Source organism: Psychrobacillus sp. FSL H8-0484, assembly GCF_038005325.1.
GTDB lineage: Bacteria > Bacillota > Bacilli > Bacillales_A > Planococcaceae > Psychrobacillus.
Window position 1 is genome coordinate 1,024,295 of sequence record NZ_JBBOSZ010000001.1, and the last position, 16,109, is coordinate 1,040,403.

Here is a 16,109-nt window from a genome sequence, read left to right on the forward strand (position 1 = left end):
TATGTGGAAAACGATTTTAAGACGAGTACTTGCAATGATTCCACAATTATTTGTTTTAAGTTTGCTTATCTTTATCTTGGCTAAGTTTATGCCTGGGGATCCATTTACAGGATTAATTACTCCAGAAACAGATGCAAATAGACTGGAAGAAATGCGAGAAGCTGCGGGCTTTTATGATCCTTGGTATTTACAATATTACAACTGGATAGTGAATGCTGCACAAGGGGATTTTGGAAAAAGTTACACATATAAAGTACCGGTATCCGATTTAATCGGCGATCGTGCGAAGAACACACTTTGGCTGTCCTTATTGAGTGTAATTTTACTTTATAGTTTTGCTATTCCTTTAGGAGTTTTAGCAGGACGTTATCAAGATACGTTCCTAGATAAATCAATCGTTTTATATACTTTTATTACTTATGCAATCCCTACTTTTGTATTAGGTTTACTACTATTATTCTTATTTGGCTATCAGCTGAATTGGTTCCCAACTAGTGGAACAATCGATATAAAACATGACGAAGGCACTCTAGGTTATTTTTGGAATAAAATTTACCATATGATATTGCCGGCCATTACGTATGCAATACTAGGCACAACTGGAGTTGTTCAATATCTTCGTTCAGAAATTATTGATGCGAAATCAATGGATTATGTTCGTACTGCTCGAAGTAAAGGAATTCCAGTACGAAAGGTTTACAGCCAGCATATTTTTAGAAATTCCTTATTACCAATAGCAGCCTTTTTTGGTTTCACTATAACTGGATTGCTTACCGGCTCTATCTTTATCGAATCTATTTTCGGTTATCCTGGGATGGGTCAATTGTTTATTCATTCCATCTCATCACGAGACTATAGTGTCATTACTGCATTAGTAATGCTTTTCGGCTTCTTAACATTATTAGGTAGTCTCTTGTCCGATATCATCATGAGTATAGTAGATCCTCGCATTAGGATAGATTGACGAAAATAAGGGTTAAGGAGAGAGGAAAAATGACTAAAACGTTGGAATTTAAAAATACAGGAAATTTAGAAAATGAAGTTAATAGCTCTCCACCTACTGGTTTTCAAGTACTCGTACGAGAGTTTAAAAAAGATAAATTAGCTATGTTCTCATTATTCGCTTTAGTATTAGGTATTTTAGGAATCTATATCGCGGCTATGTTTATAGATCAAGAAGCCCTTATGAAAGTGAGCCTTCGTGACAAGTTTGGAGAACCAGGGGAGAAGTTTTTCCTTGGGGCTGACCAAGGTGGCCGTTCCATTATAGGACAATTAATCATCGGTGCGCGAAACTCCATTACGATTGCTTTATCAGTAACGATTATAACAGGGATAATGGGAGTAGCCATAGGGTTAATCACAGGTTACTTTGGTGGTTTGATAGATAATATTTTTATGCGTATTATTGATTTCTTTATCACAATTCCTACACTAATGATTATTATCGTTTTTGTTACAATTATCCCGAAATATACAATAACTAGTTTTGTATTAATTATGAGTGCATTCTTGTGGGTCGGTACTGCACGACTTGTAAGGAGTAAGTCGCTTACGGAAAGTAGACGCGATTATGTTAATGCGTCAAAAACAATGGGAACAAGAGACGCCACAATCATTTTCAAAGAAATCATGCCAAATCTAAGTTCCATCCTTATTGTAGAATTAACGCTTAGTTTTGCGGGGAATGTAGGACTGGAAACAGGATTATCTTATTTAGGATTTGGATTGCCACAAACTGTTCCAAGTTTAGGGACACTTGTAAGTTATGCGAATAATCCATTGATTTTAGAAGATAAGTGGTGGGTTTGGTTACCAGCATCTTTATTAATTTTAGTATTAATGCTAGCCATCAATTATGTTGGTCAGGCAATTCGTCGTTCTGCCGATGCAAGACAACGTCAGGGGTAACGATTGGTATTAAACGATTTTCGTTTGATATATAGAAAGATATAAAAAGGAGGAAAAAGAATGAGTAAAAAGCTTTGGGCATTACTAGCAGTACTTATAGCTTTCATGCTTGTGCTTGGTGCATGTAACAATGACGACAAAGAAGAAACTACAGGTACAGAAGTAAAAGAACCTGAAAAAGAAAAAGAAGAAGAAAAAGAAGAAGAAGTAGCAGAGCCGGCAGAACCAGCAGATTCATCAGCATTTCCTTTATCAGTAAACAATGAAGGAGATGCAATCACAGGTGGAACGTTAAAAGTTGCACTGGGTACAGATACTCCATTCCAAGGGATTTTCTCACTTGTATTATATGAAGATGGCTTTGATGCAGATATTATGGAATACGCAAGCAATGTAATATTCGCTGATGATGGTGACCTATTAATCACTGACAAAGGAATAGCATCATTAGAAGCAGATCCAAAAACGAATAAAGCTATAATTAAAATTCGTGAAGGCGTTAAATGGTCTGACGGAGAACCTCTTAAAATTGAAGATTTAATTTATCCATATTTAATTATCGGTCACCCTGATTACCAAGGGATTCGATATGATGGTGATTTCCAAAACATTATTGGTGCAGTTGAATACCACGATGGAAAAGCTGACACAATCTCAGGATTGAAAAAAGTGGATGAATCTACTTTAGAAATTTCATTTAACAAATTATCACCTGCAATTTTCTCGGGTGGTGATGGATTATGGAGTTCTGCGGAACCAAGTCATATCTTAAAAGACATTCCAGTAGGAGAGCTTTTAGAGTCTGATGCAGTTCGTAAAAACCCTGTAACATTAGGTGCTTTCAAATATGATAAAATCGTACCTGGTGAATCTGTACAATTCGTAAGAAATGAAAACTACTGGAAAGGTGCTCCTAAACTGGACGGAGTTCTTTTAAAAGCAGTACCTTCCACTTCTATATCAAAAGCAATACAAACAGGTGAATATCATATGACAGCTGGCACATTACCAGCAACAAAATATCCTGAAATAAAAGATTTTGACAACATTACAATCTTGGCTCAACCCGAGCTTTCTTATTCTTATTTAGGATTCAAATTAGGTAAATATGATACAGCAACTGGACTTTCTACAATGGATCCAGCAGCTAAAATGAGTGATGTAAAATTACGTCAAGCAATGGGTTATGCACTTGATGTAGAGCAAGTGAATGAGGTTTACTATGATAACCTACGCTCTCGTGCGACATCTTTAATTCCACCAGCATTTTCAACATTCTTTGATGATTCGTTAAAAGGCTATACGTATAACAAAGATCAAGCAATTGCATTGTTAGACGAAGCTGGTTACAAAGATACGGATGGAGACGGATTCCGCGAAAATCCAAAAGGTGAAAAATTAGAAATTAAGTTCGCAGGAATGGCTGGCGATGCAATCGCAGAAGAAATGGCAGCATTCTGGATTCAAAACTGGGCAGATGTTGGGCTAAAAGTTGTATTATCAACAGGACGTTTAATCGAATTCAACTCTTTCTACGATAAAGTAGAAGCGGATGATCCAGAAATCGATATTTATATGGCTGCATGGGGAACAGGTACTAACCCATCTCCAGCAGGTTTATATGGGAAAGAAGCAGCATTTAACTTCAGTCGTTTCACAACTCCGGAGTTAGATGAGTTGCTTAAAGCAATCGATTCTCCAGAAGCATTCGATTCAACTTACCGTGCAAATGCATTCCGTGAATGGCAATTATACATGGAAGAAAATGCACCAGTTATTCCAACTCAATTCCGTACTGCAATTTACTCAATCAATAAAGGTGTAAAAAATTATGATGTTGATCGTGCAAATGAAGATTTCGATTTAAGTCAAGTAGAATTACTTGCTGAAGAGCCAGTTAAGTCAACAAAATAATATATAAAATGAAAAACGCCATTCGTGATAAACGGATGGCGTTTTTCATATTATTTACGAAGGATGTGATCGTAATAAGACTTTTACTCTTTTTAATCAGTTATGGAACAGCAGTCATTAGCTGCTCCCATTTAGTGCTTTCATTGAACTTTTTATCTCTTGGCTATTCGTGGAATTCCGTTTTAATGTACATGTTGAACTCCAATGATTTTACCGTTTTTTGTCTTTCGATTTTAAGTCTAACTCTTATCGTCTTCTTCCAAGGCCCATTGCGGCTTCCATCTTAGATAAAGTATTTTTTGCCATTGCATTCGCTTTCTCTGCACCTTTATCTAATATTTCATCTAGCTCGGACGAGTTTATTAACTCTTCATAACGTGCTTGAATTGGAGCGAAATGGTCTACTATTACTTGTGCTACAGATGCTTTAAAATCTCCATACCCTGCTCCTTCATACTTTTGAACAAGTGCATCTATCGATAGATTGGTTAGAGCAGATTCAATTGTAAGAAGATTGGAAACACCTGGTTTGTTTTCAGGGTCAAATGCTACAATACCTTCTGAATCGGTAACTGAACTTTTTATTTTCTTTTCAATTTGTTTAGGTGTATCTAAAATGCGAATAGTGGCTTTCTGATTTGGATCAGATTTACTCATTTTCTTTAAAGGGTCTTGAAGAGATTTAATTCGTGCTCCATTTTTAGGTAGCTGGATTTCAGGAATTGTAAGAACTTGACCATAGCGTTTATTAAATCTTTCTGCTAAATCACGTGTTAATTCTACATGTTGTTTTTGGTCATCCCCAACAGGTACAATATCGGATTGGTATAACAGGATATCTGCAGCCATTAAAGGTGGATACGTTAGTAATGCAGCGGAAACGGCATCTTTTCCATCTGATTTATCCTTAAATTGTGTCATTCTTTCTAGTTCGCCGATATAAGATATACATTGCATAATCCATCCAGCTTGCGCATGTGCTGGAACTTCGGATTGTATAAATAAAGTAGATTTCTCTGGATCTATCCCTACAGCGATATATAATGCTGCAAGTGAGCGAATGTGATTACGAAGTTCTTGAGGGTCTTGAGCGATTGTAATTGCATGCTGATCTACGATACAAAATACACATTCATTGTCATCTTGTAATGAAATAAACTGTCTAAATGCTCCAATATAATTGCCTAGAGTGATGGTTCCTGTTGGTTGTACACCTGAAAATAATTTTTTCATTTGAATACTCCTCCTTAAAATAAAAAAACATCATGCATCCCAAAAAAGGGACGAATGATGTAAATCCGTGGTACCACCCAGCTTGCTAAAATAATTAGCCACTCTTCTTCATAACGTGAAGGATACGGTATATGCTACTAAAATTCACATATACTGCTCAGAAGCCCATTCCATTTAAAGTATGTTCTGTTTACACCGACCACAGACTCTCTAAGCATACGATATTAAATGTACTTTTCTTCGTCAAAGCTCAATTATTTAGTTTTGACTATTATATATTAGAAGAAACTCCAAAATCAAGCGAAAAAATTAACTATAATAGACAAATAAAGCGATGCACATACAAAATAAACTGGATAAGCCTAAAGCGATTATTGGCTTGTGTGGAAATGAAAAAACTTCCGAAGGCAATCGCATTTTGTTTGCTTCTGATTTCATATGTTTGGGTGTGAACACTTTGCGTGTACTTTCCGTAAAGAAATCAAAAAAACCACCTGAAACTACATATGTCATTAATCCGAAAAATGTTATGGTTCCACCAACATAAAAAGACATATTTGCGTAATAAACGAGTTCAGCATTTCCATAAGTGAGAACCATAAGAATCAAAATAAGTAACTGGACACTTAAAAAATATATAACTTTCTTTTTCATAATTCACCTCTATCAGAGTAAATTATAGAAGATAAATAAAAAATAATCAAAAAATAATTTAGATATTAGTAAATGTGAATATCAAAAAAGAAACATTTTCATTACCAATGATTCTCAATTGTTAGGACAATGTAATGATTTTGTTACAACAATGTAAAAATATTATAAAAAAGGTCTGTACAAGTTAAAAGTAAAATGTATAATAAGTAATGTAATGAATTTTTCTGAATATTAGGGAGGTTAAAAAAATGAAGAATAGTAAGTTTGCATGGCTTTTAAGCCTACTGTTAGTTGTTGCTCTTTTCTTAGCTGCATGTGGCGGTAAAGAAGAAGGCACTAAAACAACTACAGAAACAGATAAAGAAACTACACCTGAAGAAGAAGAAGCAGCGGTAGTTGACGAAGAACAGGTACTTAACTTAATAATGACTGCTGAAATTCCAACAATGGACTCTGCTTTAGCAACTGACGCTGTTGGTTTTGATTTACTGAACAATGTAAACGAAGGTTTATACCGTTTAAATCAAGAAAACGTTGCAGTTCCTGCAATCGCTGAAGGTGAACCAAAAGTTTCTGAAGATGGATTAGTTTACACATTCACTTTACGTGATGCTAACTGGTCTGATGGTTCTCCAGTAACTGCTAATGACTTTGAATTTGCATGGAAACGTGCTATGAACCCAGATACTGGTTCTGAATACGGTCCATACATGATGTCTGGAGTTATTAAAAACGCTACTGAAATTTCTGAAGGTAAGGTTGAATACACTGAATTAGGTGTTAAAGCAATCGATGAAAAAACTTTAGAAGTAACACTTGAAAAACCAATTCCTTATTTCTTATCTCTTATGTCATTTGGAACATTCTTACCACAAAAAGAAGAATTTGTTACATCGCAAGGTGAAAACTATGCGAAAAATTCTGAGGCTGTTTTATACAACGGACCATTCTCACTTACTGCATGGGATGGGACAGGATTATCTTGGAAATTAGTTAAAAATGACCAATACTGGGATAAAGATACTGTAAAACTTACGGAAATTAACTATGACGTAGTAAAAGAAACTGCTACTAGAGTTAACCTTTATACAAATGGAGAGAAAGATCGTACTTCTCTTGATGGTGAGTATGCAATGCAATACGCTGCTGACCCAGAATTACTAAAAGAATTGGAAACTTCTGTATTCTATTTCAAATATAACCAAGAACGTACTGGAGAAAAAACTCCACTTGCGAACGTAAATATTCGTGAAGCAATTTCAAAAGCTTTCAACAAACAAGACTTAGTAGATGTAGTATTAGCAAATGGTTCTGTACCAGCTAATTACCTAGTACCAAAAGAATTCTCTTTCGATGAAAATGCATCTGACTTCCGTGATGTAAATGGCGATATGGCTACTTTCAATGTAGAAGAAGCTCAAGCTGCATGGGAAAAAGGTAAAGCTGAGCTAGGTGTTACTGAGCTTTCAATTGAAATTCTTGGAGGAGACACTGACCTTTCTAAGAAAATGGATGAGTACTTCAAATCTCAATTAGAAACTAACTTACCTGGTTTAACTGTTACTCTTAAAGAAGTACCATTTAACGTTCGTTTAGATCTTGATACAAACCAAGACTACGAGATTCAAGTTGCTGGATGGGGTCCTGACTTCCAAGATCCTTACACATTCATGAACTTATGGTTAACAGGTGGCGGTAACAACCAAATGTCATACTCTAACCCAGAATATGATAAATTAGTGAACTCTGCTAACAACGAATTAGCTCTAGATCCTGCTGCTCGTTGGCAAGCAATGGCTGATGCAGAAAAAATGCTTATCGATCAAGATTTCGGTATCGGACCTATTTACCAACGCGGTTTAATGTTCCTTCAAAAACCATATGTTAAAGGTATTGTTGCTCACCCATTCGGTGGAGACTATAGCTACAAATGGACTTATATCGAAGGTAAAAACTAAGCGATTTTAGTAGGTTAAAAATCTCATAGTTAGAGAGTATATGGTATCCTATAGGGCCATATACTCTCTTTTTAAATGAATCAGAATTCACAAAATATTATATTATTTGATGTTATTTTGACAATTAGCATAGTTATCTGTTTATATAGAATAATAGATTATTTTTTTTAGATTACATTAGGAGGTGCAAAGATGGCAAAATACATTATTCGTCGTGTGATTTATATGTTTATAACATTTTTCCTGATTGCGACAGCAACCTTCTTCTTGATGAAGGCGCTTCCAGGATCCCCGATTAGCTCTGCTTCAAAACTATCCCCTCAACAACTTGCGATAGTGGAAGCGAAATACGGATTAGATCAACCAGTCCCAGTACAATATGCAAAGTATATGCTAAACCTGGCTCAAGGTGATTTAGGAAACTCATTCCAATTTAAAAATGCTAGTGTAACAGACTTGATTATTAATCGATTAGGTCCATCTTTTATCCTTGGAACTCAAGGTTTAATACTTGGTGTAGCACTAGGAATCATGTTAGGTATGATTGCCGCATTAAAGCAGAATACAATATGGGATTATGGTAGTACGTTTATTGCTATCGTCGGTATTTCTATTCCGTCTTTCGTTTTTGCTACATTTCTTCAATATTGGCTAGCAGTTAAGTGGGAAATATTCCCGGTTGCTCTTTGGAAAGATGGTTGGATGTCAAGCGTGCTTCCATCTATTGCATTAGCAATGGGGCCACTTGCGACTGCTTCACGTTTTATTCGTACAGAAATGATTGAAGTATTAAGTTCAGATTATATTACTTTAGCTAAATCTAAAGGTGCAAGTGGATATGAAATTGCGTTTAAGCATGCTTTTCGTAATGCGTTAATCCCACTTGTGACGGTTTTAGGACCGCTTGCTGCAGGTTTACTTACCGGTTCACTTGTAATTGAACAGATTTTTGCTATTCCAGGAATCGGAGAACAGTTTGTAAAATCCATTTTCTCTAATGACTTCTCTATTATTATGGGTACTACATTATTCTTCTCTGCGTTCTTAATTGTCGTAATATTCGTAGTTGATATTCTTTATGGAATTATTGACCCGCGTATTCGTTTATCAGGAGGTAATGATTAATGAGTCAAGATATAAAAAAATTACCTGCTGGATCTTTTGAAAGAGTTCACATTGATAGTACACAAGCGGAAAGAATTTCAAAACCAAGTATGAGTTTTTGGCAAGATGCCTGGTTACGTATACGTAAAAATAAAGCAGCTATTGTGAGTATGTTTATTTTGGCATTTATCGTCATTATGGCTTTTGTGGGACCAATGATTAGTCCACATGATGCAGATACTCAAACAATTACACATGCAAACTTACCACCCAAAGTACCTGGACTTGAAAAGCTAGGTATCTTCGATGGGGTCGGTACATTAGGTGGAAAAGAAGTAGATTTATATGAAATGAAAAAAGTAGATACGTATTATTGGTTTGGTACGGATGGTCTTGGTCGTGATATGTTCTCACGAGTTTGGGAAGGTACGCAAATCTCATTATTTATCGCTTTTATGGCAGCGTTAATTGATATGGTTATTGGTGTAGCATACGGTGGTATTTCTGGATTTTACGGTGGACGTGTGGATGATATATTGCAGCGCATTGTTGAAATACTTTATGGAATTCCAACATTAGTAATAGTAATTCTCATGAGTTTATTCATGGAACCAGGTATAACGGCGATTATTATCGCTATTACAATAACCGGCTGGGTTGGTATGTCGCGTATTGTTCGTGGTCAAGTATTGAAATTCAAAAACCAAGAATTTGTATTGGCATCTCGTACATTGGGAGCATCAAATGGCCGTATTATAGTGAAGCATATTTTGCCTAATATTTTAGGTATTATCATTATTAATACAATGTTTACAATTCCAGGTGCAATTTTCTTCGAAGCATTTTTAAGCTTTATTGGATTGGGCTTACAACCACCTAATGCGTCATTAGGTACACTTATTAATGATGGTTACAAAATGATTAAATTCCAACCACATATTTTACTGTACCCATCCCTCATTTTAAGTTTGTTAATGATTGCATTTAACTTACTAGGTGATGGCTTACGTGACGCACTAGATCCGAAGATGAAAGACTAAAAGGAGGAAAGCCAAAATGGAAAAGATTTTAGAGGTTAAAGACCTAGAGCTTTCCTTCCATACCTTTGCAGGAGAAGTTAAGGCCATTCGTGGCGTTAATTTTGACTTATTAAAAGGGGAAACTCTTGCAATCGTTGGAGAGTCTGGTTCTGGTAAATCGGTTACGACAAAGGCGATTATGCGACTGTTGCCTGAATCAAGTTCTGAGTTTAAAAATGGTCAAATCCTGTTTAACGGGAAAGACTTAACGAAATTAACGGATAAAGAAATGCAAAAGATTCGTGGAAAAGATATATCAATGATTTTCCAAGATCCAATGACTTCTTTAAATCCAACAATGACAATTGGTAATCAAATTATGGAACCAATTTTAAAACATCGTAAAGTGAGTAAATCAGAAGCACGTAAAGTAGCTGTCGATTTGTTACGTTTAGTTGGTCTGCCAAAACCTGAAGCTCGTATAAAGCAATATCCACACCAGTTCTCTGGTGGTCAACGTCAACGTATTGTAATTGCAATTGCGCTTGCATGTAATCCACAGATTCTAATTGCGGATGAGCCGACTACTGCACTTGACGTTACAATTCAAGCTCAAATTTTAGAGCTAATGAAGGATCTTCAAAAGAAAATTGATACTTCTATTATCTTTATTACACATGATCTTGGTGTTGTGGCAAACGTAGCGGACAGAGTAGCTGTAATGTATGGTGGTAAAATTGTGGAGATTGGTACGGTAGATGAAATTTTCTATAATCCACAACATCCATATACATGGGGGTTATTAAGCTCAATGCCTTCATTAGATACAGCAGAAGAAAAATTATATGCTATACCAGGAACTCCTCCTGATCTATTGTCTCCTCCAAAAGGAGATGCATTTGCTCTTCGAAGTGATTATGCTTTGAAAATCGATTTAGAGGAAGCTCCACCATTCTTTAAAGTGAGTGATACTCATTATGCAGCAACTTGGTTATTACATCCAGACGCTCCACAAGTAGAACCACCTTTAGCTATTGTTGAGCGCATGAAAAAGTATCCTGGAAGCCGTTATTATGAAGGAACTAAAGGAGGTAGTTACTGATGGCTGAAAAATTACTTGAAATTAGAAATTTAAAGCAATATTTCAATCAAGGTAAGCCGAATGAGGTTCGTGCAGTTGATGACGTAAGCTTCGATATATATAAAGGGGAAACTCTAGGACTAGTTGGAGAGTCAGGCTGTGGTAAATCTACGACGGGTCGTACAATTATCCGCTTATATAACGCGACTGATGGACAAGTGATTTATGACGGTGTAGATGTACATGATAAAAAATCGAAAAAAGATTTAAAAACATTTAATCGTAAAATGCAAATGATTTTCCAAGATCCATACGCATCTTTAAATCCTCGTATGAAAGTATTGGATATTATTGCAGAAGGCCTAGATATTCATGGTCTTGTGAAAAATCCAAAAGAACGTAAAGAACGTGTTGTAGAGCTTTTAGAGACAGTTGGTTTAAATCGTGAGCATGCTGATCGATATGCACATGAGTTTTCAGGTGGTCAACGTCAGCGCTTAGGTATTGCTAGAGCACTCGCTGTAGAACCTGAATTCATCATTGCAGATGAGCCTATCTCTGCTCTAGACGTATCTATCCAAGCACAGGTTGTAAACTTACTAAAAGAATTACAAGAAGAAAAAGGGTTAACCTATTTATTCATCGCCCATGATTTATCAATGGTTAAATACATTTCTGACCGTATTGGCGTAATGTATTTTGGGAAGCTAGTAGAGCTTGCTCCTGCGGAAGATTTATATAATAACCCGTTACATCCATATACACAGTCACTATTATCTGCAATTCCACTTCCAGATCCAAATTATGAACGTACTCGTGTGCGTAAATCATACGATCCTTCTGTTCATAATTACCAAGATGGAGAAGAAATTGCGATGCGTGAAATTACTCCTGGGCACTTTGTTTTCTGTTCTGAAAAGGAATCTGAATCACTGAAGGCCATCTCCAATTCACGACTATAAAACAAACGGTCATTCTTATTAGAATGGCCGTTTATTTTGGTCAATTTACCCTTTCTTTCCAACTATTAAATTGTTAGAATAAAGACATAAGGAAGAAAGGAAGAACAACTATTATGAAGTACACGTTTAAATTGCTTGCCTCTTTTACAATTGCAGCAGCTGCATTAATACCAAGTACTGCTTCTGCTGAATCCAATCTATTTGTCAATAACTTTGCTGGGAAAGAGTACAGTTTTGGAGCAATTGACGAAACGATTGTTTCTTCTTCTAAATTATTCATCTATGACTCTGGATTTACATTTAAATATCCAGATGCAGTAAGAGGTGTGTATGTAACAGGACATTCTGCAGGTGGGGCTAGGTTTAATGATTTAGTAACCTTAATAGACAAAACTGAACTAAATGCCATGGTAATTGATATTAAAGATGATTTTGGAAATTTAACATATAAACCAAGTGAAGAATCTCCACTTACAAAGTACGATATTGGTAGACCATACATAAAAGATCTTAAAGCTACTCTCAAAACAATGGAACAGAAAGAAATATATCCAATTGCACGTATCGTTATTTTTAAAGATACGGAACTTGCAGAGCGAAAGCCTGAATGGTCATTCGTTGACGGGTCGTCTGTTTGGAAAAATGGACGGGGAGAGGCTTTTGTTAATCCTTTTTTGCAAGAAGTGTGGGATTATAATATTGAAATCGCAATAGAAGCTGCCAAAATGGGCTTTAAGGAAATTCAATTTGATTATGTACGATTTCCAGAAGGATTTGAAAATAGAGAAGACACACTAAAGTATTCATTGGGAACATATGAGTCATCTGAGTTAGATGCAGTTCAAAGAAGGGTATCTGCAGTCACAGATTTTGTGGCATATGCTAGAGAAAAATTAAAACCTTATGGTGCACAGTTATCCGTGGATATTTTTGGATATTCAGCAACTTTACCGGAAGCACCTGGAATCGGACAAAACTTCTCTAAAATATCGGAGAATGTGGACGTTATTTCCTCCATGATCTATCCAAGTCATTGGACTTCTTACTTCGGGATAGTAAAGCCTGATTTAGAGCCCTACCGCTTAGTACAAGAATATGCAAAAGTAGAAAATGCTAAGTTAGCAGAATTAGAGAATCCTCCAATTTCACGACCATGGATACAAGATTTTACAGCTTCTTACTTAGGGGCAGGTAACTATCTAACATATGGTAAAGAGGAAGTTGAAGCGCAAATTAAAGCACTTAACGAAGCCGGTATTAAGGAGTATTTACTCTGGAATGCAGGAAATAAGTATTCTCCAGGTGTCGACTATACCCCTTAATAAAGAGGAATGTATAAAAAAGCAGAATTTAAAAATTCTTGCTTTTTTTTATATTTTTTATATTTATTGAAACCTTATTTCATGAAAAACGTATTATAAAGTATAACAGTTATTTTCAATCATTCGTATCTAATTGAGAATAGCACTAAAAATAATTTATTTTTATGTTTAAACAATAAATTAGACGGGTATAAATTAATTGTAGGTCATTTAGATTTAATAAATCTAGTATAGCTTATGTAATCAACAGAATTGTGACAGCATTAATTAAAAGTAAAATTTTTCTTTTAAACGTATTTTAATTCACTATTAATTGGTGTATACTATAAAAGTAAAATACTACATTAAATTAATTATAATCTACTTTATATAACACAACGAAATATGAAAGGAAGTGTATTTTAATGATGGTTACACTATTTACTTCACCAAGCTGTACTTCTTGCAGAAAAGCAAAAGCGTGGTTAGAAGAACATGAAATTCCATATACTGAACGTAATATTTTTTCTGAACCTCTTAGCATAAGTGAAATAAAAGAAATTTTACGAATGACAGAAGACGGAACAGATGAAATTATCTCTACTCGCTCTAAAATTTTTCAAAAGCTAAATGTAGATGTGGAAAGCCTTCCGTTACAACGTTTATACGAATTGATCCAAGAGCATCCTGGATTATTGCGTAGACCAATTATACTGGACGAAAAACGTCTGCAAGTTGGGTATAACGAAGACGAAATACGTAGATTTTTACCTCGAAAAGTTCGTGCTTATCAATTACTTGAAGCACAACGACTTGTTAACTAGAACAAACAGAGCTGGTTGTTTTTCAAGAAATTTTGAAAAATAATCAGCTTTTCTTTTTTCGCTTACATTCATAATTAAATTTTCATAAAATGCATATAGTTTAGTTAATAATTTAAAAAGGGAAGCAGGAATCCTTTTCTTTTTTTCGTAAACAACATACAATAGTAAAAGACACTACAATAATGAGACGGTAAGAAGCGAAAGGAGATGTGTTAAATGGATATCGAGCGTATCAATGATAACACTTTCAAAGTATACATTTCATACATCGACATTGAAGAAAGAGGCTTCAGCCGAGATGAAATATGGTTTAATAAAGATAAGAGCGAGCAGCTTTTTTGGGAGATGATGGATGAGGTTCATGATGATGACCATTTTGACGAGTTGGATGGCCCACTATGGATACAAGTTCATGCGATGGAAAAAGGTTTGGAAGTAATTGTCACTCGAACGGAATTGGCTAAGGATGAACGATCAGATGATAGTGATGAAATGGAAGATGTATCAAACAAAATATTTAAAAATGGAGTCTCTAGCTCCATAGGACCTCATGAGTTTGATGATTTTTCGAATTATATGGATGATTTAGATGAAATACCTTCTGAGTATACATTTAAATTTGAGAACTTTGATGATGTACTTGGTCTAGCAAAAAAACTAGAGAAAGTAAATTTCAAAACATCTCTGTACCACTATGAGGAAAAGTATTATTTACATGTAAGCTTTAATATAGAGGTGGTTGAATTTGAATCAGTATTAAATACACTAAGCGTGATTTCTGAATTTGGTCTTAGTACAAAAACAACCATTCATATGATTCAAGAATACGGTAAAGAAATAATTGCAAATGATGTCTTGAAAGAATTAAATAAACATTTTTAAAACCTTCTGTTTCAGAAGGTTTTTTTTTTGGCCAACTATTCTCTTATCACTTGATTTAATTGCTGAGAGTTTGTACATTTTTAATAGGAGGTGTTTATCATACTAACGGCTATTACAAAACAAGGAGAAATTATTATTCCGGCCAATTATTCACAGGAAAGTTTGAAAGAACTAAAGGAAAGAAGTACTTTTCTATGCATGCAATGCCAAGAGGAGGTTATTTTGAAGAGTGGTACCATTAATATTCCTCATTTTGCTCATAAGCGAAATGCCGAATGTGCTCAGTTATTTTCAGAAGGAGAAAGTGAAGATCATTTAAACGGTAAACTACAACTCTATGCTTTTTTTCATCAATTGAACTTAAATTGTCAACTAGAGCCATTTATTCAAACGCTCAAGCAGCGACCAGATATTTTACTGCAAACGAATGAAGAACAAGTGGCAATTGAATTTCAATGCAGCCAAATACTACCCTCTACAATTAATAAACGTAATGCAGGCTATAAAATACGGCAAATAATCCCACTTTGGATATTAAGAACACCTTCCATCTCAGAGTTCCCCAATCAAGAAATAGGGCTAATGCAACTATCCTCATTTCGCCAACAATTTTTCCTCGTATCCCCCACATACGGAAAAATGATTATCACCTACTGTCCCCAAACAAAATACTTTCATTATATTTCAAACTTATTGCATATAAGAGCAAATCTATATATCGTCAAAGTAAAAAAGTTACCTATTACAAACCAAACCTGGCCATTTGCATTCGTAAAACATATTTCTTTGGAGGAATTTGAAAAGTATTTAAGCATCTATAAAGAGCATCGGTTCAAGCATATAGACAATCTATACTATTACAATAAAAAAGGAGTTCAATCAGCCTTTTTACAAGTCTGCTATAGATGGCAACTACAACCTAAAAAGCTTCCTCTATTTATAGGGATTCCAACTATCTTTGCAGAGTCATTTCATGTACATGCTGTGGAGTGGCAAACTCAATTTATCGATTATTTGTATTCCTTAAATATCCCCATTCATCAAGCATCTCACTTACAATGTCAATCTTTTCTAATCAATCGACCAATAGGACCCACTCAATCAGAACTCAAGCTAGAAGCAGTAAAGTCATATTTGTTTGTATTAAAAAAATGTATAATTCAATCAGAAAATGTCGTTTATAGAAGCAAGTGCAGCATTTCTAAAATGAATCAATTACTTTATAGGCAATTCCTTGCAAAGTGCCCAGAAAATTGAGAAAATAAT

Annotated in this window: 14 protein-coding genes and 1 other annotated feature; of the genes, 12 read left to right on the top strand and 2 right to left on the bottom strand. The window is 35.1% G+C overall.

The window, feature by feature from the left end; genetic code table 11:
• The first annotated feature begins 1 nt into the window (after position 1).
• The 3 genes from opp4B to MHH81_RS04645 are packed head-to-tail and all read left to right on the top strand — an operon-like array spanning position 2 to position 3,825.
• Positions 2-964 carry an oligopeptide ABC transporter permease gene (opp4B, locus tag MHH81_RS04635; protein ID WP_340918458.1) on the top strand — a complete coding sequence of 321 codons (963 nt, stop codon included), beginning with the start codon at positions 2-4 and terminating at the stop codon, positions 962-964.
• Positions 965-993: 29 nt separating this feature from the next.
• The gene (locus MHH81_RS04640) at positions 994-1,911 is read left to right on the top strand and encodes an ABC transporter permease (protein WP_340918459.1); all 918 of its coding nucleotides are present in this window, start codon (positions 994-996) and stop codon (positions 1,909-1,911) included.
• 60 nt (positions 1,912-1,971) lie between these two features.
• Entirely contained in the window at positions 1,972-3,825 is a 1,854-nt protein-coding gene (locus tag MHH81_RS04645) for an oligopeptide ABC transporter substrate-binding protein (protein ID WP_340918462.1), read from the top strand.
• A 246-nt stretch (positions 3,826-4,071) separates the two neighbouring features.
• On the opposite strand, the gene trpS is transcribed toward MHH81_RS04645, so the two are convergent.
• Together trpS and MHH81_RS04655 are read right to left on the bottom strand one after the other, a co-directional pair.
• On the bottom strand, positions 4,072-5,058 hold the full coding sequence (gene trpS, locus MHH81_RS04650) for a tryptophan--tRNA ligase (protein ID WP_340918464.1): 987 nt from the start codon (positions 5,056-5,058) through the stop codon (positions 4,072-4,074).
• 43 nt (positions 5,059-5,101) lie between these two features.
• Positions 5,102-5,314, bottom strand: a binding site (T-box leader).
• 53 nt (positions 5,315-5,367) lie between these two features.
• Entirely contained in the window at positions 5,368-5,712 is a 345-nt protein-coding gene (locus MHH81_RS04655) for a DUF3899 domain-containing protein (protein WP_340918467.1), read from the bottom strand.
• Between the two features lie 248 nt (positions 5,713-5,960).
• On the opposite strand from MHH81_RS04655, the gene MHH81_RS04660 reads away from it, so the two are divergent.
• The 9 genes from MHH81_RS04660 (at position 5,961) to MHH81_RS04700 (ending at position 16,100) form a co-directional block, all read left to right on the top strand.
• Positions 5,961-7,670 carry a peptide ABC transporter substrate-binding protein gene (locus tag MHH81_RS04660; protein WP_340918471.1) on the top strand — a complete coding sequence of 570 codons (1,710 nt, stop codon included), beginning with the start codon at positions 5,961-5,963 and terminating at the stop codon, positions 7,668-7,670.
• A 192-nt stretch (positions 7,671-7,862) separates the two neighbouring features.
• Complete coding sequence (gene opp3b / locus MHH81_RS04665; protein WP_340918473.1) at positions 7,863-8,795, top strand: oligopeptide ABC transporter permease; 933 nt, start codon at positions 7,863-7,865, stop codon at positions 8,793-8,795.
• On the top strand, positions 8,795-9,814 hold the full coding sequence (gene opp3C, locus MHH81_RS04670; protein ID WP_340918475.1) for an oligopeptide ABC transporter permease: 1,020 nt from the start codon (positions 8,795-8,797) through the stop codon (positions 9,812-9,814). The genes opp3b and opp3C overlap by 1 nt, the downstream gene beginning before the upstream one ends.
• 16 nt (positions 9,815-9,830) lie before the next feature.
• Positions 9,831-10,895 carry an ABC transporter ATP-binding protein gene (locus MHH81_RS04675; protein ID WP_340918478.1) on the top strand — a complete coding sequence of 355 codons (1,065 nt, stop codon included), beginning with the start codon at positions 9,831-9,833 and terminating at the stop codon, positions 10,893-10,895.
• Positions 10,895-11,836 (top strand): ABC transporter ATP-binding protein, encoded by a 942-nt coding sequence (locus tag MHH81_RS04680; protein WP_340918481.1) that lies wholly within the window; start codon positions 10,895-10,897, stop codon positions 11,834-11,836. Before MHH81_RS04675 ends, MHH81_RS04680 begins: the two co-directional genes overlap by 1 nt.
• 113 nt (positions 11,837-11,949) lie before the next feature.
• Entirely contained in the window at positions 11,950-13,158 is a 1,209-nt protein-coding gene (locus MHH81_RS04685; RefSeq protein WP_340918483.1) for a putative glycoside hydrolase, read from the top strand.
• Positions 13,159-13,565: 407 nt separating this feature from the next.
• Entirely contained in the window at positions 13,566-13,961 is a 396-nt protein-coding gene (gene spxA / locus MHH81_RS04690; RefSeq protein WP_340925117.1) for a transcriptional regulator SpxA, read from the top strand.
• Between the two features lie 216 nt (positions 13,962-14,177).
• The gene (mecA, locus tag MHH81_RS04695) at positions 14,178-14,843 is read left to right on the top strand and encodes an adaptor protein MecA (RefSeq protein ID WP_340918486.1); all 666 of its coding nucleotides are present in this window, start codon (positions 14,178-14,180) and stop codon (positions 14,841-14,843) included.
• A 90-nt stretch (positions 14,844-14,933) separates the two neighbouring features.
• Positions 14,934-16,100: a competence protein CoiA gene (locus MHH81_RS04700; RefSeq protein WP_340918489.1), complete on the top strand. Its 1,167-nt coding sequence runs from the start codon at positions 14,934-14,936 to the stop codon at positions 16,098-16,100.
• Positions 16,101-16,109 lie beyond the last annotated feature (9 nt).